The 24,242-nt window shown below is 73.2% G+C and carries 24 protein-coding genes; 12 read left to right on the top strand and 12 right to left on the bottom strand.

Features of this window, described 5'->3' with window-relative positions:
• Window positions 1-45: 45 nt before the first annotated feature.
• Window positions 46-2,652, bottom strand: coding sequence for a nitrate- and nitrite sensing domain-containing protein (locus ACN28C_RS30945; RefSeq protein WP_422771018.1), 2,607 nt, complete (start codon window positions 2,650-2,652; stop codon window positions 46-48).
• A 317-nt stretch (window positions 2,653-2,969) separates the two neighbouring features.
• Between ACN28C_RS30945 and ACN28C_RS30940 the strand changes: the two genes are divergently transcribed.
• Window positions 2,970-3,662: a GNAT family N-acetyltransferase gene (locus tag ACN28C_RS30940; protein WP_422771017.1), complete on the top strand. Its 693-nt coding sequence runs from the start codon at window positions 2,970-2,972 to the stop codon at window positions 3,660-3,662.
• A gap of 211 nt (window positions 3,663-3,873) precedes the next feature.
• Here ACN28C_RS30940 and ACN28C_RS30935 read toward each other — a convergent pair whose 3' ends face one another.
• Entirely contained in the window at window positions 3,874-5,361 is a 1,488-nt protein-coding gene (locus ACN28C_RS30935) for a glycoside hydrolase family 3 protein (protein ID WP_422771016.1), read from the bottom strand.
• Window positions 5,362-5,540: 179 nt separating this feature from the next.
• Here ACN28C_RS30935 and ACN28C_RS30930 point away from each other — a divergent pair, with 179 nt between their 5' ends.
• Both ACN28C_RS30930 and ACN28C_RS30925 read left to right on the top strand, forming a co-directional pair.
• Window positions 5,541-6,716, top strand: coding sequence for an ROK family transcriptional regulator (locus ACN28C_RS30930; RefSeq protein ID WP_422771015.1), 1,176 nt, complete (start codon window positions 5,541-5,543; stop codon window positions 6,714-6,716).
• Between the two features lie 159 nt (window positions 6,717-6,875).
• Window positions 6,876-7,733, top strand: a complete 858-nt coding sequence (locus tag ACN28C_RS30925; RefSeq protein WP_422771014.1) for an ABC transporter ATP-binding protein — start codon at window positions 6,876-6,878, stop codon at window positions 7,731-7,733.
• Between the two features lie 87 nt (window positions 7,734-7,820).
• Here the strand turns inward: ACN28C_RS30925 and ACN28C_RS30920 are convergent, their stop codons facing one another.
• The gene (locus ACN28C_RS30920) at window positions 7,821-8,879 is read right to left on the bottom strand and encodes an LLM class flavin-dependent oxidoreductase (RefSeq protein WP_422771013.1); all 1,059 of its coding nucleotides are present in this window, start codon (window positions 8,877-8,879) and stop codon (window positions 7,821-7,823) included.
• Between the two features lie 166 nt (window positions 8,880-9,045).
• On the opposite strand from ACN28C_RS30920, the gene ACN28C_RS30915 reads away from it, so the two are divergent.
• Together ACN28C_RS30915 and ACN28C_RS30910 are read left to right on the top strand one after the other, a co-directional pair.
• Window positions 9,046-9,945, top strand: a complete 900-nt coding sequence (locus ACN28C_RS30915) for a ribokinase (RefSeq protein WP_422771012.1) — start codon at window positions 9,046-9,048, stop codon at window positions 9,943-9,945.
• Between the two features lie 58 nt (window positions 9,946-10,003).
• Entirely contained in the window at window positions 10,004-10,417 is a 414-nt protein-coding gene (locus ACN28C_RS30910; RefSeq protein ID WP_422771011.1) for a YccF domain-containing protein, read from the top strand.
• A 39-nt stretch (window positions 10,418-10,456) separates the two neighbouring features.
• On the opposite strand, the gene ACN28C_RS30905 is transcribed toward ACN28C_RS30910, so the two are convergent.
• Together ACN28C_RS30905 and ACN28C_RS30900 are read right to left on the bottom strand one after the other, a co-directional pair.
• Window positions 10,457-11,809: an RNA polymerase sigma factor gene (locus ACN28C_RS30905; protein WP_422771010.1), complete on the bottom strand. Its 1,353-nt coding sequence runs from the start codon at window positions 11,807-11,809 to the stop codon at window positions 10,457-10,459.
• Window positions 11,802-12,176, bottom strand: coding sequence for a YciI family protein (locus ACN28C_RS30900; RefSeq protein WP_422771009.1), 375 nt, complete (start codon window positions 12,174-12,176; stop codon window positions 11,802-11,804). The genes ACN28C_RS30905 and ACN28C_RS30900 overlap by 8 nt, the downstream gene beginning before the upstream one ends.
• Before the next feature lie 208 nt (window positions 12,177-12,384).
• Between ACN28C_RS30900 and ACN28C_RS30895 the strand changes: the two genes are divergently transcribed.
• The gene (locus ACN28C_RS30895) at window positions 12,385-13,413 is read left to right on the top strand and encodes a PfkB family carbohydrate kinase (protein WP_422771008.1); all 1,029 of its coding nucleotides are present in this window, start codon (window positions 12,385-12,387) and stop codon (window positions 13,411-13,413) included.
• Between the two features lie 164 nt (window positions 13,414-13,577).
• Here ACN28C_RS30895 and ACN28C_RS30890 read toward each other — a convergent pair whose 3' ends face one another.
• Entirely contained in the window at window positions 13,578-14,402 is an 825-nt protein-coding gene (locus tag ACN28C_RS30890) for a hypothetical protein (RefSeq protein ID WP_422771007.1), read from the bottom strand.
• Between the two features lie 132 nt (window positions 14,403-14,534).
• Between ACN28C_RS30890 and ACN28C_RS30885 the strand changes: the two genes are divergently transcribed.
• Entirely contained in the window at window positions 14,535-14,702 is a 168-nt protein-coding gene (locus tag ACN28C_RS30885) for a hypothetical protein (RefSeq protein ID WP_422771006.1), read from the top strand.
• Window positions 14,703-14,838: 136 nt separating this feature from the next.
• Here the strand turns inward: ACN28C_RS30885 and ACN28C_RS30880 are convergent, their stop codons facing one another.
• Together ACN28C_RS30880 and ACN28C_RS30875 are read right to left on the bottom strand one after the other, a co-directional pair.
• Window positions 14,839-15,324, bottom strand: coding sequence for a DUF6232 family protein (locus ACN28C_RS30880; RefSeq protein ID WP_422771005.1), 486 nt, complete (start codon window positions 15,322-15,324; stop codon window positions 14,839-14,841).
• Between the two features lie 93 nt (window positions 15,325-15,417).
• Window positions 15,418-15,891 (bottom strand): DUF6232 family protein, encoded by a 474-nt coding sequence (locus tag ACN28C_RS30875; RefSeq protein WP_422771004.1) that lies wholly within the window; start codon window positions 15,889-15,891, stop codon window positions 15,418-15,420.
• Between the two features lie 247 nt (window positions 15,892-16,138).
• Here ACN28C_RS30875 and ACN28C_RS30870 point away from each other — a divergent pair, with 247 nt between their 5' ends.
• From ACN28C_RS30870 to ACN28C_RS30860, 3 genes are all read left to right on the top strand, one after another.
• Window positions 16,139-16,912 (top strand): enoyl-CoA hydratase-related protein, encoded by a 774-nt coding sequence (locus tag ACN28C_RS30870; RefSeq protein ID WP_422771003.1) that lies wholly within the window; start codon window positions 16,139-16,141, stop codon window positions 16,910-16,912.
• A 178-nt stretch (window positions 16,913-17,090) separates the two neighbouring features.
• Window positions 17,091-18,713: an acetolactate synthase gene (locus ACN28C_RS30865; protein WP_422771002.1), complete on the top strand. Its 1,623-nt coding sequence runs from the start codon at window positions 17,091-17,093 to the stop codon at window positions 18,711-18,713.
• A gap of 149 nt (window positions 18,714-18,862) precedes the next feature.
• Entirely contained in the window at window positions 18,863-19,078 is a 216-nt protein-coding gene (locus tag ACN28C_RS30860; RefSeq protein WP_422771001.1) for a hypothetical protein, read from the top strand.
• Window positions 19,079-19,123: 45 nt separating this feature from the next.
• Here ACN28C_RS30860 and ACN28C_RS30855 read toward each other — a convergent pair whose 3' ends face one another.
• The 4 genes from ACN28C_RS30855 to ACN28C_RS30840 form a co-directional block, all read right to left on the bottom strand.
• Window positions 19,124-21,028, bottom strand: a complete 1,905-nt coding sequence (locus ACN28C_RS30855; protein ID WP_422771000.1) for a hypothetical protein — start codon at window positions 21,026-21,028, stop codon at window positions 19,124-19,126.
• A 416-nt stretch (window positions 21,029-21,444) separates the two neighbouring features.
• Window positions 21,445-21,894, bottom strand: a complete 450-nt coding sequence (locus ACN28C_RS30850; RefSeq protein ID WP_422770999.1) for a PLD nuclease N-terminal domain-containing protein — start codon at window positions 21,892-21,894, stop codon at window positions 21,445-21,447.
• 27 nt (window positions 21,895-21,921) lie between these two features.
• On the bottom strand, window positions 21,922-22,263 hold the full coding sequence (locus ACN28C_RS30845) for a DUF202 domain-containing protein (protein WP_422770998.1): 342 nt from the start codon (window positions 22,261-22,263) through the stop codon (window positions 21,922-21,924).
• Window positions 22,264-22,286: 23 nt separating this feature from the next.
• Window positions 22,287-22,679 (bottom strand): YidH family protein, encoded by a 393-nt coding sequence (locus ACN28C_RS30840; protein ID WP_422770997.1) that lies wholly within the window; start codon window positions 22,677-22,679, stop codon window positions 22,287-22,289.
• A gap of 42 nt (window positions 22,680-22,721) precedes the next feature.
• On the opposite strand from ACN28C_RS30840, the gene ACN28C_RS30835 reads away from it, so the two are divergent.
• Window positions 22,722-23,624: a GNAT family N-acetyltransferase gene (locus ACN28C_RS30835; RefSeq protein WP_422770996.1), complete on the top strand. Its 903-nt coding sequence runs from the start codon at window positions 22,722-22,724 to the stop codon at window positions 23,622-23,624.
• Window positions 23,621-24,028 (top strand): hypothetical protein, encoded by a 408-nt coding sequence (locus ACN28C_RS30830; protein WP_422770995.1) that lies wholly within the window; start codon window positions 23,621-23,623, stop codon window positions 24,026-24,028. Before ACN28C_RS30835 ends, ACN28C_RS30830 begins: the two co-directional genes overlap by 4 nt.
• Window positions 24,029-24,242 lie beyond the last annotated feature (214 nt).

Here is a 24,242-nt window from a genome sequence, read left to right as displayed (position 1 = left end):
CCCTTTCTTAGCCGGTGGTATCGCCATCTCGCCGGACGTGGCCGGTCAGGCCTGGGGCGGAGCCGCCCCGGCGCCGCTACCGTCGTCCGGCGGGGGTACGGCGCTGGACCGTCCGCGCCGGGTACCCGATTGATAGGAACTCATCATCCGGCGGATCTGCTCGGGAGTCCGGGGAGTGTATTCCTCGGCCGGCTCCGGTTCGGTCCGCTCGCCACCGTCCCGCAGGGCCGGGGCGAGGTTCGCCTGCCGCACCCGGACCGGCAGGCCGGAGCGGGTCAGCGAGGCCGGTCCGCCCGCGGCTGTCGATCCGGCGCTCGTCGGGGATGTTCCCGGGCTTGCCGAGGCTGCTCGCCGGCCGGGCGAAGAGCGTGCGGGGACTGTCGTGGCCGTCGCGACGATCGGGTCGGCCGGTGGCGTGCCCGGCAGCACGCTCGCCGACCCTGTGGCGACCGGCTCCGACCTGCGGTCGGCATCCCGTCGCGACGCCGGCGCCGGCTCCCGGGCGGCTTCGCGCTCCGGGTGCTGCTCCGGCCCGTGACCCGGGTCCCGTCCCGGATGACGCCCCGGGTCCTGCCCCGGCGCGTGTCCCGGCTCCCACCCGGCAGCGTGTCCCGGCTCCCGGTCGGCAGCGTGTGCAGGCTCCCGACCGGGCCGGCTGCCGGGCACCTGGTCCGGAGGGCGGCCGAGATCCTGGCCGGGCGGTCGCCGGAGGCTTTCCCCGACCGCGCTCGCCGCGAGCCGCTCGACCGGCATCGACCCGGTGGCCGGCTCGCCCTCCGCGCTGCGGTCCGTGATCAGGGCGATCGGGAGCAGCACCACGGCGGTGATCCCGCCGTAGGGCGAGTCCTTCAACCGGACCCGGATGCCGTGCCGCTCGATGAGCCGGCTGACCACGTAGAGGCCGAGTTGGGCGGCACCGCCGATGTGGGTGAACTCGTGCTGGGTGGCGATCCGTTCGTTGGCGGCGGCCCGATCCTCGGCGCTCATGCCCAGACCGCGGTCCTCGATCTCGATCGCGAAGCCGTTGGCGACCAGTTGCCCGCCGACGTGCACATCGGTCTGCGGGGGCGAGAAGGAGAGCGCGTTCTCGATCAGTTCGGCGATCAGGTGGATCACGTCACCGACGGCCCGGCCCGCGAGGTCCACGGCACCGACCGGCAGCACGCTGACCCGGGCGTAGTCCTCGACCTCGGCCACGGCGCCCCGCAGTACGTCGATCATCGGGACGTTCCGCCGCCAGGCCCGGCCCGGCGTCGCCCCGGAGAGCACGATCAGGTTTTCCGCGTTGCGGCGCATCCGGGTGGCGAGGTGGTCCACCCGGAACAGGTCCTCCAGCTCCTCAGGGTCGTTCTCCCGCCGCTCCATCGCGTCCAGCAGGGTGAGCTGTCGGTGGATCAGCGCCTGCGTACGGCGGGCCAGGCTGAGGAAGATGTCCCGGACACCCCGGCGCAACTGGGCCTGCTCCACGGCGATCCGTACGGCGGTCTCCTGTGCGACGTTGAACGCGTGTGCCACCTGCCCGATCTCGTCGGGGCCGACCTTGAGCGGTGGCGCCTCCTTGCCGAGGTCGACCGGCTCACCCCGGCCGAGCCGGGCGACCAGGTCCGGCAGCCGTTCGTTGGCGAGCCTGAGCGCCGCCAGGCGGAGCCGTTCGAGCTGGCGCACCATCGAGCGCGCGGTGTTCATCGAGATGATGACGGCGGCGAGCCCGAGGAAGAACATGACAAGCATCCGGACGACGGTCCCGATCGCGCCGGGGGTGGCCGCCCGGACCAGCTCGTCGCCACCGGCGACCTGTAACCGGAGCAGTTCGGCCAGCCCGGGGTCGACCGTGCTGCGCCACTGGTCGGCGGGAACCGCGGGGCGCCCGTTCGGGCGTCCTTCCTGGACGATCCGGTCCTCGACGGCGCGGAGCGCGGCGACCGGTCCGGCACGGAGCGCCTGGCGGTATCGGTCCTGGTCGGACCGGGGCAGCTCGGCGACTGCCTCGTCCGCGATCAGCCGCTCGGCGCCGATCAGCTGGATCACCTGGGCGTGCTCGGCCTCGCTGATCCGGTTGGCGGCGTACGCGCCGGTGAGTAGCGCGTCCGCCTGGGAGGCGAGTTCACGCGCCTCGGTGAACCTGATCAGGTTCTCCGCGCGGCGGTCGATGTCACCGGCGTCCAGGTTGCCGAGCGAGCCGTAGATCCGGAAGATCGATTCGATCGCCTCGGTGAACGCCTGCGCGGCGGTCAGCCGGTCGATGCGGCGGGCGTCGATCGCCTCCCGCACGGCAGTCAGTCCGTCCAGTTCGACAAGCGCCCGGGCGATCCGCCGCTCGAGTTCGGGCCGGGCCGCCAGCTTGGCGAACCAGGTCTGCGCCTCCGCCCGGAAGGTCGCCACATCCGCCCGGACCCTGCGGCGTTCCACCTCAAGGGGTTCCCGGGGCGGCGGCTGCGGGGCGCCGAGGTAGCCGAGGGAGAGCCGGCGCTCGTCCTGCAGGTTCAGGACCAGTGGCTCGGTCGGTGCGTACACCCGGGCGTCGAGGGTCTGCACCCAGACCAGGTTGAGCCCGTCGCGGAGAGTGACCCACGCGCCGAACGCCCAGAGCGTGAGCAGGGTGAGTAGCAGGGCGACGACCTTGGTACGCAGGCGCGAAGCAGGAAAGCCCATTACACCGTCCCGTACCGGTCGAAGGCGATTGATCGACTACTCACCAGGTTTTCTGGTGTCGCGGGCACCCTGGGCCGCATCCACGATCTTTCAGTACCCGGCGCACGCTAGCAGTGCCCGGTGTGATGCCTCAACCCCCGGTTTAGACGAAGATCACCTTTTTGGCCCGTAGCGCGCGGTTGGCCTGCTGGCAGGGGTTGCCCGCGCGGCGCCACGGCCGACGCGCCCGCCGTGGGCCGGTATCCATTGATAACCTCCGGTGGGATTGGGTTACCCGGATCGGTCTTCGCGGGCTGACGTTGATCGGGGGGCGGTGGATGCTCGACCGGCGGCTGCACCACCATCTGGTGACCTGGCTCGGCCAGTGGCCGGCCGGAAGGGCTCTGGACGTGGTCGGCTCCGAGCGCCGGGTCCAACCCGGCTGGGACGGGCAGCGGCATCCGGTCGTGGGGGTCGGCAGCCCGCACGGGGCCGTACTCTCCGTGCCGCCGGCCCGGGTCGCCGCGGTACGGGCGCTGCGACCCCGGCCGATCGCGGCGTTGCTCTCCGCGCTGCCCGCCGCGCTGGGCCTACCGGCCTGGTCGGGCTACCGGGCGGTGTTCCGCTACACGCTCGCCCCGGCGCCGCTGCCCGACGGCGGTGAGTGGATCGACGCCGGGGATCCGGTGGTGCCGCCGTGGCTGCGGCCGTTCGGCGGCGAGGTGCTGGTGATGCGGGACCCCGCCGGTGCCTATCTCGCCGGGGTGGGCGTCAAGCGCCACGACGGCTACGGGCACGAACTGGCCGTTGGCACCGAACCGGCCGGGCGGGGGCGTGGACTGGCGCGTCGACTGGTGGCCCAGGCGGCGCGACGGGTGCTGGACGAGGGTGCGGTGCCGACGTACCTGCACGACCCGGGCAACGTCGCCTCGGCCCGGGTCGCCCGGGCCGCCGGCTTCGACGACCGTGGCTGGTCCGCCTACGGCCTGACGAAGAGGGACCAGCCGACACCGAATGACGTCGCCGTGTGACGCTGGCCCGTGCTGCCCGGCCAGCTGCGGTGGATGCTGCCCGGCCAGCTGCGGTGGATGCTGCCCGGCCAGCTGCGGTGGATGCTGCCCGGCCAGCTGCGGTGGATGCTTCCCGGCCGGAGCCAGCTGCGGCTGCCCGCCGGGGTGACCTGTGCTCGGCGGTCCCATCGTCCGGACCACCTGAGACCGTCCAGAGGGGATCGGCGGGGTGTCAGGCGGTGAGGCGGAGGGCTTCGGCGGCGGCCCGGCCGTTGGCGTGGCTGGCGCCGTAGGTGGTGACGAAGGCGCGTACGCCCGCCGGCCGCCACGCGGAGGGCCAGCCCATCTCGACCACGGTCACCGGATGGCCGGCGGCCAGCGCCTCGATCAGCTCGGGCCCGCCCGGCAGCCGGTGCAGATGGCGGCCGACCAGCACGATCGGCCGCCCGGCGGCGCGTTCCCGCAGCGCCGCCGGGTCGGTCTCCGCAGCCACGACCCGGAGCTGTTCGGTGCCGTTGAGGTGTGGTCCGAGGCCCCACGGCACCCGCCCCTCGGCGATGGTGGAGGCGGCGAAGAGCTGCACCACGAGGGGCACGCCGAGCCCGTCGATGCTGCCCTCGACCCTGATCGCCCGCCGTGCGGCGGTCCGGGACGCCTCCGCGGAGCCCTCCCGCGCGGCGACGTACCCGGGATCGGTTCCGGCGGCCCGGACCGGTGCGGCGGCCCGGGTCCACGCGGCGAGCGTGGCGGTGCGCTGCACGGCCTGCTCGACCCGGGCCAGGCCGAGGCGGCCGTCACCCAGTGCGGCCACGATCTCGGCGACCACCAGCTCGACCAGGTCGGCGTCGACCTGGGCGCCGATGCAGAGCAGGTCCGCGCCGGCGGCCAGGGCCCGGACGGCACCCGGCCCGATGCCGCCGGCGGCCACCGCCGCGCCCTGCATCTCCAGCGCGTCGGTCAGCACCACACCGGTGAAGCCGTACTCTCCGCGCAGCAGCTCACCGAGGACGGCGGGGCTGAAGGTCGCCGGTGCGTCGCCGGTGAGCGAGGGCACCCGGATGTGCGCGGTCATGATCGCCCTGGCGCCCGCGCCGATCACGGCCGCGAAGGGTGGCAGGTCGCGGCGGCGTAGCAGTTCCACCGGTACGTCCACGGTGGGCAGTTCGAGGTGGGAGTCGGCGATCGTCGCGCCGTGCCCGGGGAAGTGCTTGGCGCAGGCGGCCACCCCGGCGGACTGGAGCCCGGTGACCGCGGCGGCGGCATGCGCGGCGACCCGCTCCGGGTCGGCGCCGAAGGCCCGGGTGCCGATGATCGGGTTGTCGTCGGCGGTGTTGACGTCGACCGTCGGTGCGAGGTCGACATTGATCCCGACCGCTAGGAGGTCGTTGCCGATGGCGTGGTAGACCCGTTCGGTCAGGGCGACGTCGTGCACCCTGCCGAGCGCGGCGTTGCCCGGGTACGGGCTGCCGGTGGCGTGTGCCAGCCGGGTGACGTCGCCACCCTCCTCGTCGATCGCGATCAGTACGTCCGGCCGGGCCTGGCGCAGCGCGGCGGTGGTGGCGGCGACCTGGTCGGGGTGGTCGATGTTGCGGCCGAAGAGGGTGTGCCCGGCCAGCCCTTCGGCGAGCAGGTCGAGCGCCCAGCCGGGTGGGGTGGTGCCGGGAAAGGCGGCGAGCAGCGTACCCAGCGCCAGCCGGCGGATTCCTGGATCGGTCGGCACGTCTCTCCCCCTTCGGCCCTTTCCTCGGGTCCGAGTGTCGCATCGAGGTGGACCATCTCGTGGCCCAGCGTTACCGGATCGGCTTAGCACTCCCGGCTCGCCGGCCCATTACGCTACGGCTACTCCTCCGAAGGTTAGCTTAGCTATTAAGAAAGCTTCTTAAAGAAGAGGGACACTGCATGGCAAGCACCCGGCTACCTGGCACACCGCGCCTGCTCCGCGCGCTCAACGACCGCGCGGCGCTGGAACTGCTGCTCGAGCGGGGGCCGCTCACCCGGGCGCAGTTGGGCGAGTTGACCGGGTTGTCCAAGGTCACTGCTTCCCAGCTCGTGGAACGCCTGGAGGAGCGGGGACTGGTCAGCCGGGTCGGTGAGCAGGCAGGCGGGCGCGGCCCGAACGCGCAGCTCTACGCCGTACGGCCGGGGACCGCACACGTTGTCGGGGTGGACGTCGAGTCGGACCGGGTGGTGGCGGCCTGCGCCGACATCACCGGCGAGGTGATGGGTCGGGTGGAGCAGTCCACCCGGGACACCGACGATCCGGTGGGTGTGGTGCACAACGCGGTGGTCCAGGCGGCGAGCGACGCCGGCGCACAGCTGGCCACCGTACGTCGGGTGGTGCTCGGCACGCCCGGCCTCGTCGACCCGGGCACCGGCGACATCACCTTCGCCTTCAACCTCCCGCGCTGGCACCGGGGTCTGCTCGCCGCGCTCCGCGAGGACCTGCACACCCCGGTGGTCTTCGAGAACGACGTCAACCTGGCCGCGGTCGCCGAGGCGGAGTCCGGCGCGGCGCGCGGTGTCGAGGACTTCGTGCTGGTCTGGCTCGGCGTCGGCGTCGGCCTGGCTATCGTGCTGAACGGTCGGCTGCACCACGGCAGCACCGGCGCGGCCGGCGAGATCGGCTACCTGCCGGTGCCCGGCGCGCCCATTCCCCGGGACGCCTCCCGGCGGGCAAAACCGGCCTTCGGCCAGCTCGCCGGCTCCGACGCGGTACGCGCGGTGGCCCGGGAACACGGCTTCCGGGCCGGTACGGCGGCGGACGCGATCCGGGCCGCGATCGCGGCGGGGACCGAGGGCGGGCCGGTGCTCGACGAGGTGGCCCGTCGGCTCGCGCTCGGGGTGGCCAGCAGTTGCGTGGTGCTCGACCCGCCGCTGGTGGTGCTCGCCGGCGAGGTCGGCCAGGCCGGCGGCACCGCGCTGGCCGAGCGGGTGCAGCACGAGGTAGCGGCGATCACGCTGGTCACGCCCCGGGTGGTGCCCACCGAGCTGACCGAGGAGCCGGTGCTGCGCGGCGCCCTCCAGGTGGCGCTCGACGCCGTCCGCGACGAGGTGTTCGGCTCCACGCTCGGCTGATCGCTTGCAGCGCCCGGTGTCGACTCCCCGGCGATTCAGGAGGTCGACCGGAAGCGTCCGCCGCACCGGCACCGGCAATGTGCCGCGCGGCAGCGTGCCGCACGCCACCCTCCGGATGCTGCTCGGCACGGGTCCGGCGCTGCGTGGTTGGATGGTCGGGTGCGTGATGATCCGGTTTCCGTCTCCGCCGACTCTGCCTCCGGCCCTGACTCAGGTTTGCCGGCACCGGTGCCTCCGGACGTCGTGATCGACTTTCACCAGGTCGGGGTGTCGCGTTCCGGTGCCGCCCTGTTGCACGACGTGACGTGGCGGGTCCGGCCGGACGAGCGCTGGGTGGTTCTCGGCCCCAACGGCGCGGGAAAGACCACCGTGCTCAACCTGGTCTCCGGGCGGCTGCACCCGACCACCGGTCTGGTGCACACGCTCGGCGAGCGGATCGGGCGTACCGACCTGACCGAGCTGCGTACCCGGATCGGGTTGAGCACCGCCGCGCTGGCCGAACGGGTCCCGACCGGCGAGCGGGTCCGGGACGTGGTGCTGACCGCCGCCTGGGCGGTGGTCGGCCGCTGGCGGGAGCAGTACGACGAAATGGACGAGACGCGCGCCAACGCCCTTCTCGACCAGTTCGGCGTGCTGGCCCTCGCCGACCGGGCGTATGGAACCCTCTCGGAGGGTGAGCGGAAGCGGACCCAGATCGCCCGCGCGTTGATGACCGACCCCGAGTTGCTGCTGCTCGACGAGCCGGCGGCCGGGCTTGACCTCGGCGGCCGGGAGGACCTGGTGGCCCGGCTCGCCGATCTGGCCCACGACCCGGACGCTCCGGCGATGGTGCTGGTCACCCACCATGTGGAGGAAATTCCGTCGGGTTTCACCCACGCCCTCCTGCTCCGCGAGGGCGGTGTGGTGGCGCAGGGGCCGCTCGCCGAGACGGTCACCGGTGAATACCTCTCCAAGACGTTCGGGGTGCCGCTGGTGGTGGAGCATTCCGGCGACCGCTTCACGGCCCGCGCCGCCTGACGCACCGCCCGGCCCCGCCCCCATCTCCGCCCGGCCGGCGGCCAGCCTGGGCGGGGCCGCTTGGCGAAAAGTGGGACGCCCCGGAGCTCAGCGGGTGGTGACGGCTCGGATCATGGGAAGCAGGGTCTCCGCCGCCAGGGTGATCTGGGCCACCGCGAGCTGGGCGTCGCGGGGTGGGACGAAGACCACCGCGTCCGCGCTCGCCTCCCGGAGCCGGATCACCGACGCCGCACACTGCTCAGCGGTACCGGCCGCGGTGAACCGGTCGAGATAGTGCTCGGGAAGGGCCGCCGCCAGCGCAACTGCCCCGGTGGCCGGCCCGGTGGCAGCCCAGGCGGAGGTGCCGGTCGCGCGGGAGGCACTGCCGGCGCCGGTCGTGGTGGTTAGCATGCCGGCGATCTCGTCGGCCAGGTCGGCATCGGCCGGCGGTAGCGCCCAGCCGTGCGCGAGTTGGGCGGCGAACTCGCGTCGGGCGCTGGCCCGGGCCTCGTCGAAGTCCAGGTGGGCGTAGACGGTGAGCCGATGGTCGTCGGTACGGCCGGCCTCGCGGCGCCCCTCGTCGATCAGTCCCCGGGCCCATCGGACATAAGCCGGACTGGCGCCCTCGGCCAGGATCGTGCCGTCCGCCACCCGTCCGGAGAGCCGCAGCGACCTCTCGGCGCGTACACCGGTCGAGATCGGGGGCGGCTGCTCCGGCGGAAACTCCAACGCCACCTCGTCGAGCCGGGCGTGCCGGCCGGCGACGGTGACCCGTTTCCCTGCCAGCAGGGCGCGTACCGCCGCGACGGTCTCCTCGAGCACCGCGAGCGGGGACGGGTGGGCGGCGCCGACCTGCCGGACCCAGGCCGGCATTCCGTGCCCGAACCCGGGAAGGATGCGGCCGGGGAAGAGCCGGGCGAGGTTGGCGAGTTCCATGGCGGCAAGCGCGGGGTTGCGGAACGCCGCCGGCAGGATGCCGATGCCGATCCTGAGCCGCTCCGTCACCGCCGCGGCGACGGCGGCGCCCGAGACCGCACCACCGAAGAAGCAGTCCTCGACGATCCACAGCTCGTCGTAGCCGAGCCGCTCCACCAGCCGGGCGTACGCCGGAAGCTGCTCGGGGGCGGTGTCACAGCGGTACATCACTCCGACCGGCATCTCTCCCATGCCTGGCAGCCTGCCAGAAGAGTCCGACGACGGCCGCCTCTAGACTGAAGCCCTTTCCAACCTGAACTGCGCGGCGCCCGTGTCCCGAGCCTCGCCCCCGGCCACGACGGCCGCAGTGGGAGCGGCAGAGTCTCCCGGGCGGTCGCCGAACCGGGAGGTGCCGCCGGTGAGCCGGCCACGGGTCGTAGTCATGGGCAGCGCGAACATGGACCTGGTGGTGACCACCGGTTCGCTGCCGAAGCCCGGTGAGACCGTCTTCGGCACCGACTTCGTGATGGTGACCGGTGGCAAGGGCGCCAACCAGGCGATCGCGGCCACCCGGGCCGGAGCCGACACGGCTCTGCTCGGCGCGATCGGCTCGGATTCGTTCGGCGTGACGCTCAAGGCCCGGATCTCGGCCGCCGGGGTGGACACCGAGCGGGTCAGGGTGGTCTACGGCGCCTCCGGGGTGGCGGTCGTCACCGTCGACGGCGAAGGGGAGAACACCGTCGTGGTCACCCCCGCCGCGAACTCGGCGTTCACCGGGCTGACGGAGGACGAGCTGACCGCCGTACGCGAGGCGGACGTGCTCGTCGCGCAGCTGGAGATTCCCGTCGACACGGTGACCGCGGCGGCCCGTGCCGCCCGTGCCGCCGGCACCCGGGTCGTGCTGAACGCGGCTCCCGCCCAGCCGGTGCCGGTGGAGCTGCTGGACTCGGTCGACCTGCTCGTCGTCAACGAGACGGAGGCACGGGCGATCACCGGCTGCGGCCGGGAGAACCCGGCGGCGCTGCTCGCGACGGCGCCGCGCGCCGTGCTGACCCTGGGCCGGCACGGCGCCTGGTACGGCGACCGGGACGGCACCGCCGTGCACGTACCGGCGGTCACGGTCGAGCTGGTGGACTCCACGGCGGCCGGTGACGCCTTCACCGGAGCCCTGGCGGTGGCCTGGGGCGAGGGGCGGGAGCTGGTCGACGCGGTGCGCTGGGCGAGCGCGGCCGGTGCCGCCTGCGCCCGCCGGCTCGGTGCCTCGGTCTCGTTGCCGCTGCGGGCCGAGATCGACGCGCTCTACGTCCCCGCCACGTGACCGGACCCGGCCGCGCGATAACTCTCCGCCGCTTGATCCGGTGGAGCAGGATGGAAGCATGGTGCGACTCGTGCTCAACCTGCTCTGGCTGATCTTCGGCAGCGGCATCGCCCTCGCCATCGGGTACGGGATTGCGGCGCTGATCTGCTTCGTGCTGATCGTGACCATCCCGTTCGGAGTCGCCGCGCTGCGGCTCGCCTACTACTCGCTCTGGCCGTTCGGCCGGACCCTGGTGGCCAAGCCCGGCGCCGGACTCGGCTCGGGGCTGGCCAACGTGCTCTGGGTGGTGCTGGCCGGCTGGTGGCTGGCGCTGACGCACATCGTCGCCGGGATCGCGCTCTGCCTCACGATCATCGGTATCCCGTTCGGCGTCGCCAACTTCAAGCTGGTGCCGGCGGCCTTCTGGCCACTCGGCCGCGAGGTGGTGGAGGTCGACGACCTGCGCCGCCCGGGAGTCGCCGCGCCGGCCTGACCGGACCGGGCCCATCCCCGGAGTCTCCGCCGTGTGCTCTCAGGGCGATTCCTGCCGGGGCAACGCGGCCCGGCTGCGGCGCAGGAAGTCCTGCTCGACGGCGTTGCCGGTCAGGGCCGCCGCCGAGTCGTACGCGGCGGCGGCCTCGCCGTAACGACCCAGCCGGCGCAGCAGGTCGGCCCGGACCGCGTGGAACACGTGGTAGTTGCCGAGCCTGGCGTCGCCGGACCCGTGAGCGCCGGTGCCGTGAGCGCCGGTGCCGGGAGCGCCGGCTGCTGCGGCGTCGGCGCCGAGAGCGCAGCGCCCCGGTGCACCGGATCCGAGGTCGTCGACCAGGGCCAGCGCCACGGCCGGCCCGGCGACCTCGGCGACCGCGACCGCCCGGTTGAGCGCCACGACCGGGCTGGGAGCCAGCGCGAGCAGGTGGTCGTAGAGCTGGACGATCTGGGCCCAGTCCGTCCCGGCGGCGGTAGCCGCGTCGCTGTGCACCGCGTTGATCGCCGCCTGGATCTGGTACGGGCCGGCCCGGTCGCGCCGCAGGCAGCGCCGTACGAGTGCCTGCCCCTCGGCGACCAGCCGCTGATCCCAGCCGGAACGGTCCTGTTCGGAGAGGCGGACGAGCCCGCCCTCTGGTCCGGTGCGGCTCGGCCGGCGGGACTCGACCAGCAGCATCAGGGCGAGCAGCCCGAGCACCTCGGGTTCGTCCGGCATCAACTCGGCGAGCAGCCGACCGAGCCGGATCGCCTCTGCGGCAAGGTCGGGCCGGTCGAGTCGCTCGCCGGAGCTGGCGGTGTATCCCTCGTTGAAGACGAGGTACAGCACGGCGAGCACGGCCTGGAGCCGGTCGGGCAGGTCCGCCTCCGCCGGTACCCGGTACGGGATGCGCGCGTCGCGGATCTTGCCTTTGGCGCGTACCAGCCGCTGCGCCATCGTCGGCTCGGGCACGAGGAAGGCGTGTGCGATCTGCGCGGTGGTCAACCCGCCGAGTAGGCGTAACGTCAGGGCGACCCGGGCGGCGGGGGAGAGCGCCGGATGGCAACAGGTGAAGATCAGGCGTAGCCGCTCGTCCTGCACGGGACCTCCCTCGCCCGGTGCGCTCTCCAGGAGGGCGGCGGCCCGGGCGTGCCGCTCCGGGCGGGATGCCTCCCGGCGGAGCCGGTCGATCGCCCGGTTCCGGGCGGTGGTGATGATCCAGCCGGCCGGGCTCGGCGGAGTGCCGTCGACAGGCCACCGCCGGGTCGCCGCGGCGAACGCGTCCTGCACCGCGTCCTCGGCGACGTCGATGTCGCCGAAGACACGGATCAGGACGGCGACCGCGCGGCCGTACTCGGCGCGGAACACCCGTTCGATCTCCGCCGCGGTCGCCTGTCTGCCGGCGGGAGATTCAGGCACCGGGCGGATCGCAGCTTTCGGCCTCGTCGGCGAGCGGTCGTACCTCGATCGGCAGCAGGCCGATCGCGCGGGCGAGCCTGCCACCCCACTCCAGCGCCGCGTCGAGATCGGGGGCCTGGATGACGGTGAACCCGCCGAGGTGCTCCTTGCCCTCGGTGTACGGCCCGTCGGTCATCAGCACGTCGCCGTCGCGTGGCCGGAGCACCGTCGCGCTGCTCGCCGGGTGCAGTCCGGCGGAGAAGACCCAGGCTCCGGCCGCCTTCATCTCCCGGTTCAGGGTTGCCAGGTTCTCCATGATCGGGTCCAGCACCTCCGGTCCCGGCGTGCCTCCGTCGCCCTGGTAGATGCTGAGCAGGTACTGCGGCATGTCCGAGCCTCCTGATCGGCGCCGCCGGCACCGTACCGGCGGCCTCTCCACCTCTACACGAACGGCGGCCACCCGGATCGACACGGCCACCGGAGAGTTCCGGACCGGCGTGCCGGCGTCATCATAGTGACACTGAGCAGGGACGAAACGCTTTGTGACGAGCTGTTGGCGGCTCGTGTGGATGCACGGGACGCGGCAGGGAGGAACAGTGACGGGCGGATCCACGGACGTTCGGGTGGTGGTGGTCGGCAGCACCAACCTGGATCTGGTGGTGTCGACCCCGACGCTGCCCCGGCCCGGCGAGACGGTGCTCGGCGGTGCGCTGCGCACCGTTCCCGGCGGCAAGGGCGCCAACCAGGCGGTGGCGGCGGCCCGGGCCGGCGCCCGGTGCGCCTTCGTCGGCGCGGTCGGGCAGGACGGCTTCGCCGCCCAGCTCCGGGCCAACCTGGCCGAGGCGGGGGTGGAGCTGCGGCGGTTGCGCAGCGTCCCCGGTCCCTCCGGGGTGGCGCTGATCGCGGTCGATGCCGACGCCGAAAACCTGATCGTGGTGGCACCCGGCGCGAACGGCGAGCTGACCAGCCTCGACGCGGAGGACCAGACCGCGGTGACAGCGGCGGACGTGCTGCTCTGCCAGTTGGAGGTGCCGCTGTCGGCGGTGATCCGGGCAGCCGGCTGGGCCCGGGAAGCCGGTACGACGGTGGTGCTGAACGCGGCACCCGCCCGGCCGCTGCCGGCGGAGCTGCTCGACGCGGTCGACGTGCTGGTGGTCAACCAGGTGGAGGGGGCGATGGTGGCCGGCCTGGGTGCCGACACCGCCGTCGACGCTCTGTCCGACGCTCTCCTGGAGCAGGTTCCCCGGGTGGTGCTGACGCTCGGCGCCCGGGGGGCCTGTTACGCCGACCGGTCCGGCCTGCGGCTGACGGTCGAGGCGCCGACGGTCGAGGCGGTGGACACCACCGCCGCCGGAGACGCGTTCACCGGCGCGCTCGCGGTGGCCTGGGCGGGGCAGCGCCGGCCGGTTGAGCGTCCTGGGCCGGTTGAGCGTCCTGGGCCGATTGAGCACGCTGGGCCGGTCGACCCGGTGGCGGTGAGGGCGGCGCTGCGTTGGGCCTGCGCGGCCGGTGCCGCCTGCGCGCGGCGCCCCGGTGCCTCCACGGCGCTGCCCACCCGAGACGAGATCGACGCCCTCTACGCAGCGAGCTACCGCGACGCGCGGAGTCACCCGGAGCAGGTGTGACCTCCACCCCGTACGTCCGAGGCCGCGCCGAGGACCGGACGCCACCGAACGACGACCAGAGCTGGCAGACCGCCTATCGGCGACAGGTGGCTTTTCCACGGAGGGCCCGAGCCGTGCTTCTCGTCCGATTGCGGCAGTGGTGGCACTTGACCGGCGGTGCCGGCCTATCCGTCGATGACGTCGTCGACGGTGGTGGCGTTGCCGGCCCGGCGTAGCCAGGTGTCGAGCTGGGCCAGGTCGGTGCAGGCGAGGACCCGCTCACGAACCTCGGCGGGCACCGCCACACCCCGCCCCTCCAGCACAGTCAGAACCGCCCGCGCCTCGCCGCGGGTCTCGCCCAACTCCTCGTGCTGGGCGGCAAGCTCCCGCAGCAGCTCACTACGGTATTCGTGGCCCACACTCGTGGTCATGAACGCCTCCCAACGCGCCCGAGCTGCCACCGGCAACCCGGCCAACACCACGTCATAATACAAAATCGCCCGCCGCGGACCCACCGACCGAAGCGCCTCCATCAACGCCGGAAACGTCGCCTCCACCCCCGCGTCAGCACCGTGACAGATCGCCGACAGCACCGCCAACGCCGGATTCGCCCGCGCCACCGCCACCTCCACCACCAACGGCACATCACCAGGCGTGAAGACCAACGGCCGCAGCGACAGACTCAACCCGTCGAACTCGAACAAACCCCGATAGCGACGGGCAGTCCGCGGATCGGGGCAGTAGACCAGCAACGCCGCATCGACATCCACCTCCGCCTCCAACTGCGCCACGTACAGCTTCCACGTCCGCCGCTTCCCCGAGTCCCACCCACGCTGGATCTCCAACACCACCGCCAGCAACGGCCGGTCGACCGGATCACAGAACAGCAGCATCCCGTCCGCGTGGTACGTCCGCGGCACCAGCACCCGCACATCTGTCGCATGCGCCCGCGCGTGGTGATAGTCCGGCACCTTCACGTCGAACACATGCGTCAACAGCCACGCCACCAACCCCGGATCCAACTTCGCCAGAGCCACCGGGGACTCATGCTCCGCACTCGGCATGCCGGGCACCCTACGAGACGGGTGCGACACCCCACGTGATTTCCGAGCGGCTTGTCGAGGCCGGCGCTCCTACGTGGCGTGGCGGGCCCCGTCGCGAACGGCAACGGCGGGTCGAGGCCAGCACGCTCGAACGTGAACTGGGGCGGCATCTGCTTCGAGGGGTACGGCACCGTGCCGTCGAGGGCTCCGGTCACCAGTTCGGTCTGGATCTCCAGCGGCAGCTTCGCCTGGGATCTCTGCGACTGACCACCGCCGAGCACGGCCAGACGTGGGAGAACGCCGGAACGACCGCGTTCTCCCACGCCGGACCCTCGTCGCCCAGGAACGACCACCCCTCGTCGCCCGGCGACGACCACCCCTCGTCGCCCGGCAACGATTCCGGTCACCCCTCCGGGCTGTGCTGCTCGATGGCGCGCTGTACGGCCCGGTAGATCTGGCCGAACCGCAGCGCGTCCGAGGTGCGGAGCAGCAGCACCTCGTGGCCGGCGTACTGCACCCACAGTTCCTGCACCCGCACGCCCCGCTCGTAGGACCGGTCGAGCCAGTAGAGCGGCAGTTCCAGGAACGGATACAGGGCCAGCGCCCCGACGACGCAGACCGCGAGCACGAGCGCCGCGAGCTTCCACTCGCCCCGGTCCTGTGCCGAGTAGGCCAGTGCCAGCACGCAGATCATCGCGACCAGCGGCGGGATCGACAGCAGGAAGATGAGTGCGCCCCGCCCGAGCAGCCGCCCCCGGGTCCGGGCCGTGCCCCGGGCACGGGCGTGCCAGACGTACGACACCTCGGCGATCGGCACCGGAGCGAGCCCGTTGACGTGGATGGTGTCGGAGGTTACCCGTACCGTGTCGTCCCGGTAATAGAGCGTCACCGTTCCAGCAAAGCGCGACCACCGACCGCCCGGCTACCGCCGGGAAGAGTCGGATTCGGGTCAGCCCCCGTGGAGGAAACGTCGGCGCCGCGTTCAGCGGCGGGCAGGGCTGGCGCTGGCCTGCTCGACGGCGCGTTCCAGGGCCCGGTAGATCCGGCCGAACCGCAGCGCGTCACCGGTGGTCAGCAGCCGGACCGGCGCACCGCGCCACTGTGCCCAGATCTCCCGCCGGTACGCGCCCCGGGTGTAGGTGCGGTCGACGTGTTCGAGCAGGTAGTCGGCGACCGGAGCGACGGCCAGTCCGACCAGGACGGAGGCGCCGACGATCGCTATCGAGACGGTGAGCGAGGTGTGCAGGCGTACCGCGATCAGCAGGCCGAGCACGGCGGCGACCAGCGGGCCGGCGATGGCGGCGAGCAGCGCGCCCCGGCCGGCGAGGTTGCCCCAGGAGCGGCCGCCTCGGACGTGCCAGACCTGGTCGACCTCGGTCAACGGGTACGACCGGCCGTCGATCCGGATCGCCTTGGAGGTGATCCGTACCCGTCGGTCGTCGTAGTAGGTGATCATCACCATCCCGCCCCGGCTGACGTGTGAGATGTTTCGAAAAGCTGGACCTGGTCGAGGTTACCCCGCGCCGGAAGGCGTGAATCCCACCTCGACGGTCGGAACCGTTGACCACCCGTTCGGGTGCCATCGCCCGAAACGGCGCCGCCGGTCTCCCCGGCGGGACGCCGTCGTGGCCGGCCCCGGCGGTGACCTCCGGCTCCGAACGCCCGTTAGGGTGGGCCTCGCGACTTCGACGTGGAGGTGGGCTGTGGGCGACTTCGTCCGGGTGGAGACCAGCGAGGGTATCGGCACGATCCGGCTGGACCGGCCGCCGATGAACGCGCTGAACACGGGAGTCCAGGAGGAGTTGCGCGCCGCCGCGACCGAGGTCTCCGCCGACCCGGACGTCCGCGCGGTCATCGTGTACGGCGGGGAGAAGGTCTTCGCGGCCGGCGCGGACATCAAGGAGATGGCCGACATGTCGTACGTGGACATGGCGGCGCGGGCCGCCGACCTCTCCAGCGCGCTCGGTGCGCTGGCCCGGATCCCGAAGCCGGTGGTGGCGGCGATCACCGGGTACGCCCTCGGCGGCGGCTGTGAACTGGCGCTGGCCTGCGACTGGCGGGTGGTCGCCGAGGACGCGAAGCTCGGCCAGCCGGAGATCAAGCTCGGCATCATCCCCGGTGCCGGCGGCACCCAGCGGCTGGCCCGGCTCGTCGGCCCGGCCCGGGCGAAGGACCTGATCATGTCCGGCCGGATGGTCGACGCTGCCGAGGCGCTCCGGATCGGGCTCGCCGACCGGGTGGTCCCGGCCGATCAGGTGTACGCCGAGGCGGTGGCGCTGGTCCGACCGTACCTGACCGGGCCGGCCCAGGCGCTGCGGGCGGCGAAGCTGGCCGTGGACGGCGGGCTGGAGATGGATCTCGCCTCCGGGCTGGCCTGGGAGAGCCAGCTCTTCGCCGCGCTCTTCGCCACCGACGACCGCCGCGAGGGGATGGCCGCCTTCGTCGAGAAGCGCCGCCCCGACTTCACCGGCCGCTGAGTCCCGACCAGCTGCTGAGTCCGCGACCAGCTGCTGAGTCCGCGACGACCCGGCGCCGGCGCGTGTTGTTCACGTTCTACGTGACTGGCCGGTAACCTCGCACCGACGACCTCACGGAGCAGCGAGCAGGACCACGCGGCGACGAGCGGGAAGCCCACGGCGTACGACGGGAGCGGCGATGACCGGACGGATCGAAGGACACGGCGGCGACCTGGCCCTGGCGGCCCTGCGAGCGTACGGCGTCTCGGAGATGTTCACCCTCTCCGGTGGGCATGTCTTCCCGCTCTACGACGCGGCGCACCGTACCAACTTTCCGATCTACGACGTCCGGCACGAGCAGTCGGCCGTCTTCGCCGCCGAGGCGGTCGCCAAGCTGCAACGCAGGCCAGGGCTGGCCGTGCTCACCGCCGGCCCCGGGGTGACCAACGGGATCTCCGGGCTGACCAGCGCATTCTTCAACGCCTCGCCGGTGCTGGTGCTCGGCGGCCGGGCGCCGGCCTTCCGCTGGGGCGCGGGCAGCCTCCAGGAGATCGACCACGTGCCGCTGGTCGCCCCCGTCACCAAGCACGCCGGCACGGTCTGGTCGACCGACGACGTGCCGGGCGCGGTGGCGGCGGCGCTGACCGAGGCGCTGAGCCCGCACCGGGGTCCGGTCTTCCTCGACCTGCCACTGGAGGTGATCTTCTCGACCGGTGAGGTCGACGCCCCGACCGGTCCGGCGATCGCGCCCGTCGAGCCGGACCCGGACGAGGTGGCGAACGCCGCCCGGCTGATCGCCGGCGCCGAACGTCCGGTCCTGATCGCCGGCTCCGACGTCTACGTCGGCGACGCCGTCGACGCGCTCCGCGCCGCCGCCGAGGCGCTCCGGGTGCCGGTCTTCACCAACGGGATGGGGCGGGGTGCGCTGCCGCCCGGCCACCCGCTCGGCTTCGCCAAGGCCCGCCGGATGGCACTCGGCGGCGCCGACGTGGTCGTGGTGGTCGGCACCCCGCTCGACTTCCGGCTCGGCTTCGGCGACTTCGGCGACGCCACGGTGGTGCACGTGGTCGACGCGCCGACCCAGCGGGCCGGGCACGTCGAGCCGGCGGTCAGTCCCGCCGGTGACCTGCGGCTGATCCTGACCGCCTTCGCCGAGCACACCGGGGACCGGGCCGACCACGAGTCGTGGATCACCGAGCTGCGTACCGCCGAGGAGGCCGCCCGGGCCAAGGACGCGGCGGCGATGGCGGCCGAGAGCGACCCGATCAAACCGGCCAGGGTCTACGGCGAGCTGCGCCGGGTGCTCGCCCCGGACGCGGTCACCATCGGCGACGGCGGCGACTTCGTCTCGTACGCCGGCCGCTACCTCGAGCCCGCCCAGCCCGGCACCTGGCTCGACCCCGGCCCGTACGGCTGCCTCGGCACCGGCATGGGCTACGCGATGGGAGCCAGGGTCAGCTACCCCGACCGGCAGATCTGCGTGCTGATGGGCGACGGGGCGGCCGGCTTCTCGCTGATGGACGTCGAGTCGCTGGTGCGGCAGAACCTGCCGGTGGTGATCGTGGTCGGCAACAACGGCATCTGGGGCCTGGAGAAGCATCCGATGCGTGGCATGTACGGCTACGACGTCGCCGCCGACCTTCAGCCGGAGCTTCGCTACGACCAGGTGGTGACCGCGCTCGGCGGTGCCGGCGAGACCGTGGCGAAGGCGGCCGACCTGGGGCCGGCGCTGGAGCGGGCGTTCGAGGCCGGCGTGCCGTACCTGGTCAACGTGCTCACCGACCCGACCGACGCCTACCCCCGCTCGTCCAACCTCGCCTGAGGTGCAGCTGCCCGAGAACGGCGACCCGAGACATCCCGCATCGTGGGCCACGATATGCCACTTCGGCAGCGTCACGGGCCGCTGAGTCGCGTTGCCCCGCGCGGGTCGGAGTCGGCGCTGGCCTTGGTCAGCAGGGCGTGCAGGCGGCGTTGCTCGGCTTCTTCGTCAAGGGCGTGGGCGCGGACCCGCCGAAGCCGGCCCGCGACCTCTCGCTGGCCACCGTCGTCTACGGACGCAACGCGCACGAACTCGGCGTCGACGCCCTGCCGCCATCGGCAAATGACGACCCGTCAGCTGACCCAAACCCGGCCCGGCCTCTTCACCCTCAGCGAGAAACCGGCAGTACCTCCCGAACCGCCCGCTGAGAGGCCGGCTGCCGGAGGTGCCGGCTGCCTGAGGAAGCGCCCGGCTCAACGGGCCCGGTCGGGGGAGTCGGTCCACCATTCGGCCGGTCCGAAGGGTGGTGCCCGGAGCCCGGCCTCCTCCGTCGCCTCGACCTGGCTCGTGGCGGCGGACTGTGGAAGCCAGCCTGTCGCGTCGGGCCGCAGCGCCCGGACCGTCGGGTCGAGCGCCGTGGCCAGGTCGGGCCGGGGGGGTGATCCGGCGGTGCCGGGCTCGGCCACCACGGTCAACTCGGTGACCCGCAGCGGCGGTTCCGTACCACCCGCCGCCGGGTCGCCGGTTGCCCGCCCGCCCGACGCCGGCAGCGCCGGACCGCGGGCCGCGAGAAGCGGTAGCAGCAGTACGCCGAGAACGAACGGTGCCGCCATATAGCGGGCGGCCTGCGCGTGGTTGAACACGAGCACCGAGAGCTGGTTGCCGACGCTCAGCGTGGCCAGCGCCAGCAGGGCCCGGTCCCGGCGGCGCCAGGCCAGTAACCCGATCGTCAGGTACGCCAGGTAGGCCCAGCCCGCCCCACGCCACAGCAACCACTCGGGCTGGCCGACCCGACGGTAGAGCACGTCCGCGACATCGCCGATCCGCTCGCCGAGCGGCCGGCTGTACGCGACCGCCAGCACCTCCTCGCGCTGGAACCGTTCATCCCGCTCCAGATAGACGGGCAACGCCCAGGCGGTCGGGTTGGCATGCAGGCCGCCGGCAGGGGTGGGACGCCAGGCGATCGAACTGCGGCAGACCCGGGCCGCCAGGATCGTCTCCGGCGCGCGTCGGACGAGTCGCCACCACGCCGAGAGCAGTTCGCTGCGGTGTGCCGCGGCGGCCCGGCGGTCGAAGTCGGGGTGGTAGACGGTCGGATCGACGGTGTAGCAGCTCGCCGACCGCTGCCAGTGCGCGAGCGGTGCGACCTTCGCCAGCAGGGTCAGGTCGGCAGCGGGAAACCCGGCCGGATCCTCGGCGTAGCCGATAGCCAGGTCGGCGAGGAACGTCTCGTAGGCCACAATGGACTCGCTGTCACGTACCCCGAGCGCGGGCAGCAGGGCCCAGTTGGTCAGCAGGGCGACCGTGGCCGCCACTGCCCCGGCGAGCAGGATCCGAAGCGCCGCCCCACGCAGCAGCACCGCCAGCAACACGCCGACGATGGCCACCACCACGAAGCCGTTCTGCCGGAACAGGCAGATCAGGGTCAGCTCGGCGAGGAGCGCCCAGAAGAGCTCTTTCGGTAGCGACCGGGCGCCTGCGGCCGTATGCCGTCCGGCCCGGCGTGCCGACGCGCTGTGCCGGGCGACCGTTCCGGCGTCCCGGGCGGCCGTCCGGCGGCCGTCCGGCCAGGGTCCGGCGCCACTGCCGGCACCGCCGCCACTCCCGCCGATGCCGGCAGGTGCGCCGGTTTCGGCGGACCGGCGGCCGGCCACGAGCCGGGCCATCGTGCCGAGCAGGAAGACGTGGCAGATGACGAACGGCACGTCCTTCCACACGCAGACGGCGAAGGTGCCGACCGGAGGCAGCGCCACGACGAGCACCGCCGCCGTGACCCAGCCCCAGGCCGGGCCGCCGACCCGGCGCAGACCGGTGACCGCGTACGCCAGTCCGGCCGCCAGGGCGGTGGTCTGCACCAGGGTCAGCGCGCCGATCCCGCCGGTGAGCTGCACCGACAACCAGACCAGAGCGGTGTAGCCGACCGGGTGATGGGTGTTCCAGTTGCCGGTGGTGGCCTGCCAGACGTGGTCGAGCGAGTCCGGGCTGAACAGACCGGGATAGCGGGCCGCCCACCAGAAGAGCAGCACCGCCTGGGCCAGTACGAAGGTCAGTGCCCCGAGCCTGGCCGGACGGCCCGCGAGCCGCTCCGGCCGGCGGTCGTCGGGCTCCGGTGCCCCGTCGACCGGCCATGCCGGCCCAGCCACCACCCCGTGTGTCATGCCTGTCGTCCTTCGCCCCGGGCGCGCAACCGCGCCGACCAGCGGTGCGAGGGGTGGTGGCACCGATCGGGCAATGGTACGGCCGCCACCTGCCATGGATCCCCGGAACGGCCGACATCCGTACCGCACGGGTGGCCCGTCATCGACCCGGCGCCGACAGCACCGGATCGCCGCTGTCAGCGCCGAGTCAGCGTCTCGTCAGACCCGTTGGGCATGGTGGTGGTCGCACCGGTGGAAGTCGGCGGGAGCGAGTTCATGAGTGGCGCGATCCGGGCCGAGGGGTTGGTCAGACGCTTCGTCGGCGGGGTTGGTCAGACGCTTCGTCGGCGAGACCACCGTGCTGGCCGGAGTGGATCTGGAGGTCCGGGCCGGCAGCGTCTTCGGCCGGGGCCCCGGAAGCCGCCGCCCGGGTCGGATCAGCCGGTGGCTCCGGCCTGGTCACCCGGCTCCGCCCGCCCCTCGGGGCGGGGCGGCTGGTCCTCCCGGCGCCGCAGTTCCTCCTCGCGTCGCCGCAGGTCCCGCTCCCAGCGGTCGAGCAGCTCGCGGTCCTGCTTCGACCGCTCGCTGTCGAGGGACCGGAGGAACTCCGGATCGTCGTCCGGGGCGACGGGCACTCGGCGGTCCGGGCCGACGGAGGGCCGGCCGCCGGCCGGTCGCGTACCGAAGGTCGGGCGTCCGGCGCTCTGCGGGCGTCCGGCGACGAACCAGGCGATCGAACCGACGAGCGGGAAGAACAGGATGATCAGAACCCAGGCGAACCGGGGGAGTGCGCGGATTTCGTCGTCTTCCGCCGAGAGGCAACTGATCAGGGCGAAGACGGCCAGGACGAGCTGTATCACGGCGAGGAGCGCGTAGAGGCGGACCATCTCGCCATGATGACGCACCGGACGCCCTCACCGCATCGACGCCAGCACCAGGAGCAGGCCGAGTCCGGCGAAACCGGCGGTGACCAGGGCGGTCATCGGCAGCGTGCGGGCGTGCCGGGCCCGCCGGCCGGCGACGTGCGGAAAGGTCACCGCGAGCACGACGAGCCAGCCCAGTCCGGCCAGGGCGGTGACCACCGTGCCGAGGGTGCCGTCCGACAGTGCCAGCCGGGCGGTGAGCGCCGCCACCACGCCGACCGCCAGAGCGGTACGCCGCCAGGCGAGCCGGGTCCGCTCGGTGGCCAGCCCGGCGTCCCGCCCCGGTGGCTGACGCTGCGGGTTCGCCGGTTCCGGGCGGCGCCGCGGGTTCATCGGTCCCGGGCGGCGCGGCGAGTTCATCGGTTCCGGGCGGCCTGGATCAGCACCGCCACGACCAGCAGGGTGGCGCCGATCCCGACCAGCAGGGCGAGTACGGCGGGAAACCGCGACGCGGGCAACTCCTCGCCGAGCCGGATGGCACGTTCGGTACGCGCCCAGTGGTCCACCGCCCGGACCGCGACCGTCCCGCCGAGCAGCAGCAGCGCCACGGCCAGCGCCTCGCGCAATTGCGGGACGGGCATCGGGGGCAGGAACTGCGCGACGGCCAACCCGCCGGCGATCAGCGCCAGCCCGGTACGCAGCCAGGCCAGGAAGGTGCGCTCGTTGGCAAGCGAGAAGCGGTAGTCCGGCGTCTCGCCGACCTCCCGCAGCTCCCGCGGGTCGAACCACCGCCTGATCGCCCGGTACACGTTCGGAGGTTATCGGGTGGACATCGCCCGTAGCCTGGGCGGGTGACAGACCTCGACGCCGGGTTGCTGCGGACCGCCTACGACAGCCAGTTGCGGGCCCGCCCGCCGGAGCCGGTGCCGCCGGGGGTGACGGTGGACCGGGACGGCCCGCTGCTGCGGATCCAGGGGCTGGACCGGGGCGGCTTCCTGACGTACCGGGATCTGGCTGGGCTGACCGGGACGGCGCTGGACGAGTTGATCGTCCGGCAGCGTGACCACTTCGCCGGGCTGGGCCAGCAGGTCGAGTGGAAGCTGCACGGCCACGACGAGCCAGCCGACCTGCCCGACCGGCTGGTCGCCGCCGGCTTCGCGCCGGAGGAGCGGGAGACCGTGGTGATCGGCCCGGTCGCCTCGCTGGCCGCGACGCTGCCGGCGCCGCCCGAGGGCGTACGCCTGCGTGAGGTGACCGACCGCGCGGACCTGGACCGGATCGCGGAGCTGAAGGTGCGGGTCTGGAACAACCGCGGCAACGGCGGTGGCGACGGTAGCGACGACGGCGGTGGCGACGGTGGCGACGGTGGCGACGGTGGCGACGGTGGCGACGGTGGCGACGGTTCCTGGTTGGCCGACGGGCTGGAGCGGGAGCTCGCCGCCGGTGCCGCAGTGGACCAGCCGCCGCTGACGATCGTGGTCGCCGAGACCGACGACGAGCTGGTCAGCGCCGGCTGGGTCCGGTTCGTCCCCGGGACGAGGTTCGCCACCCTGTGGGGCGGCTCCACGCTGCCGCACTGGCGCCGCCGGGGGATCTACCGGGCACTGCTCGCCTACCGCGCCCGGCTCGCCGAGGCGCGCGGCTTCAGTCTCCTGCAGGTGGACGCCTCGGAGCAGAGCCGGCCGATCCTCCAGCGGCTCGGCTTCGTCGCGGTCACCACGACCACGCCCTACGTCTACACTCCGAAGCCGTGACGCAACCGCTGACCGAGGAGGAGCGGGCGACCCTGAAGCGTGCCGCGTTCGGCGCCGTCTTCCTGGTGTCGAGCGCCGAACCGGGCGCGTACTCCATGATCAAGGAGAGCCTGGCGGCGTCGAACGCCTTCGCCGGCACCACCGGGCTGGTCCGGGAGCTGCTCACCACCGGTGCCCTGCCGCGGCTGCCCGGCGGGTCGCCGGCCGAGGCGCCGGCGGTGGTGCTGCCGGCGCTGCGCCGGTCGGTGGAGATCCTCCGGGCCAAGGCCCCGGGCGAGGTCGCCAGCTACCGGTCGGCGGTGTTGCGGGCCGCCGAGGAGGCGGCCCGGGCCCACGACGGGATCAGTCCGAGCGAGGCGGCGATGATGGCGACCGTCCGCGAGGCGCTCGGCGCCTCAGGGTGACGCGTCGAGTCCGCCGGGCGCGTCCCGTGAGCCGGGTCACTCCGGGCTGTCGGAGGTCCTATGCTACTTGCGGGTAACATTGCTTGTTGACAACGCCACACCCCTCCCGGGCACCCGGCGGTCGGCCCTCGGTTTGACCGATCGTTAAGGAAGGCGGGAGGCTGCTCCGGAGCAACCCGGCGGGACCGGCACGATCAGCGGAGCACGATCAGCG

This window comes from Plantactinospora sp. WMMC1484 (genome assembly GCF_049315195.1).
GTDB lineage: Bacteria > Actinomycetota > Actinomycetes > Mycobacteriales > Micromonosporaceae > Plantactinospora.
The sequence above is the reverse complement of the archived record's forward strand: the minus strand, read 5'-3'. Positions and strand labels throughout refer to the sequence as shown.

Bases quoted from the DNA above. Each gene is read 5' to 3' on its own strand.
- ACN28C_RS30940 (WP_422771017.1), top strand. From the start codon at position 2,970: ATGCTCGACCGGCGGCTGCACCACCATCTGGTGACCTGGCTCGGCCAG.
- ACN28C_RS30865 (WP_422771002.1), top strand. From the start codon at position 17,091: ATGACCGGACGGATCGAAGGACACGGCGGCGACCTGGCCCTGGCGGCC.
- ACN28C_RS30945 (WP_422771018.1), bottom strand. From the start codon at position 2,652: ATGGGCTTTCCTGCTTCGCGCCTGCGTACCAAGGTCGTCGCCCTGCTA.
- ACN28C_RS30920 (WP_422771013.1), bottom strand. From the start codon at position 8,879: ATGGGAGAGATGCCGGTCGGAGTGATGTACCGCTGTGACACCGCCCCC.
- ACN28C_RS30855 (WP_422771000.1), bottom strand. From the start codon at position 21,028: ATGACACACGGGGTGGTGGCTGGGCCGGCATGGCCGGTCGACGGGGCA.
- ACN28C_RS30910 (WP_422771011.1), top strand. From the start codon at position 10,004: ATGGTGCGACTCGTGCTCAACCTGCTCTGGCTGATCTTCGGCAGCGGC.
- ACN28C_RS30845 (WP_422770998.1), bottom strand. From the start codon at position 22,263: ATGAACCCGCGGCGCCGCCCGGAACCGGCGAACCCGCAGCGTCAGCCA.
- ACN28C_RS30930 (WP_422771015.1), top strand. From the start codon at position 5,541: ATGGCAAGCACCCGGCTACCTGGCACACCGCGCCTGCTCCGCGCGCTC.
- ACN28C_RS30875 (WP_422771004.1), bottom strand. From the start codon at position 15,891: ATGATCACCTACTACGACGACCGACGGGTACGGATCACCTCCAAGGCG.
- ACN28C_RS30900 (WP_422771009.1), bottom strand. From the start codon at position 12,176: ATGCCGCAGTACCTGCTCAGCATCTACCAGGGCGACGGAGGCACGCCG.
- ACN28C_RS30850 (WP_422770999.1), bottom strand. From the start codon at position 21,894: ATGGTCCGCCTCTACGCGCTCCTCGCCGTGATACAGCTCGTCCTGGCC.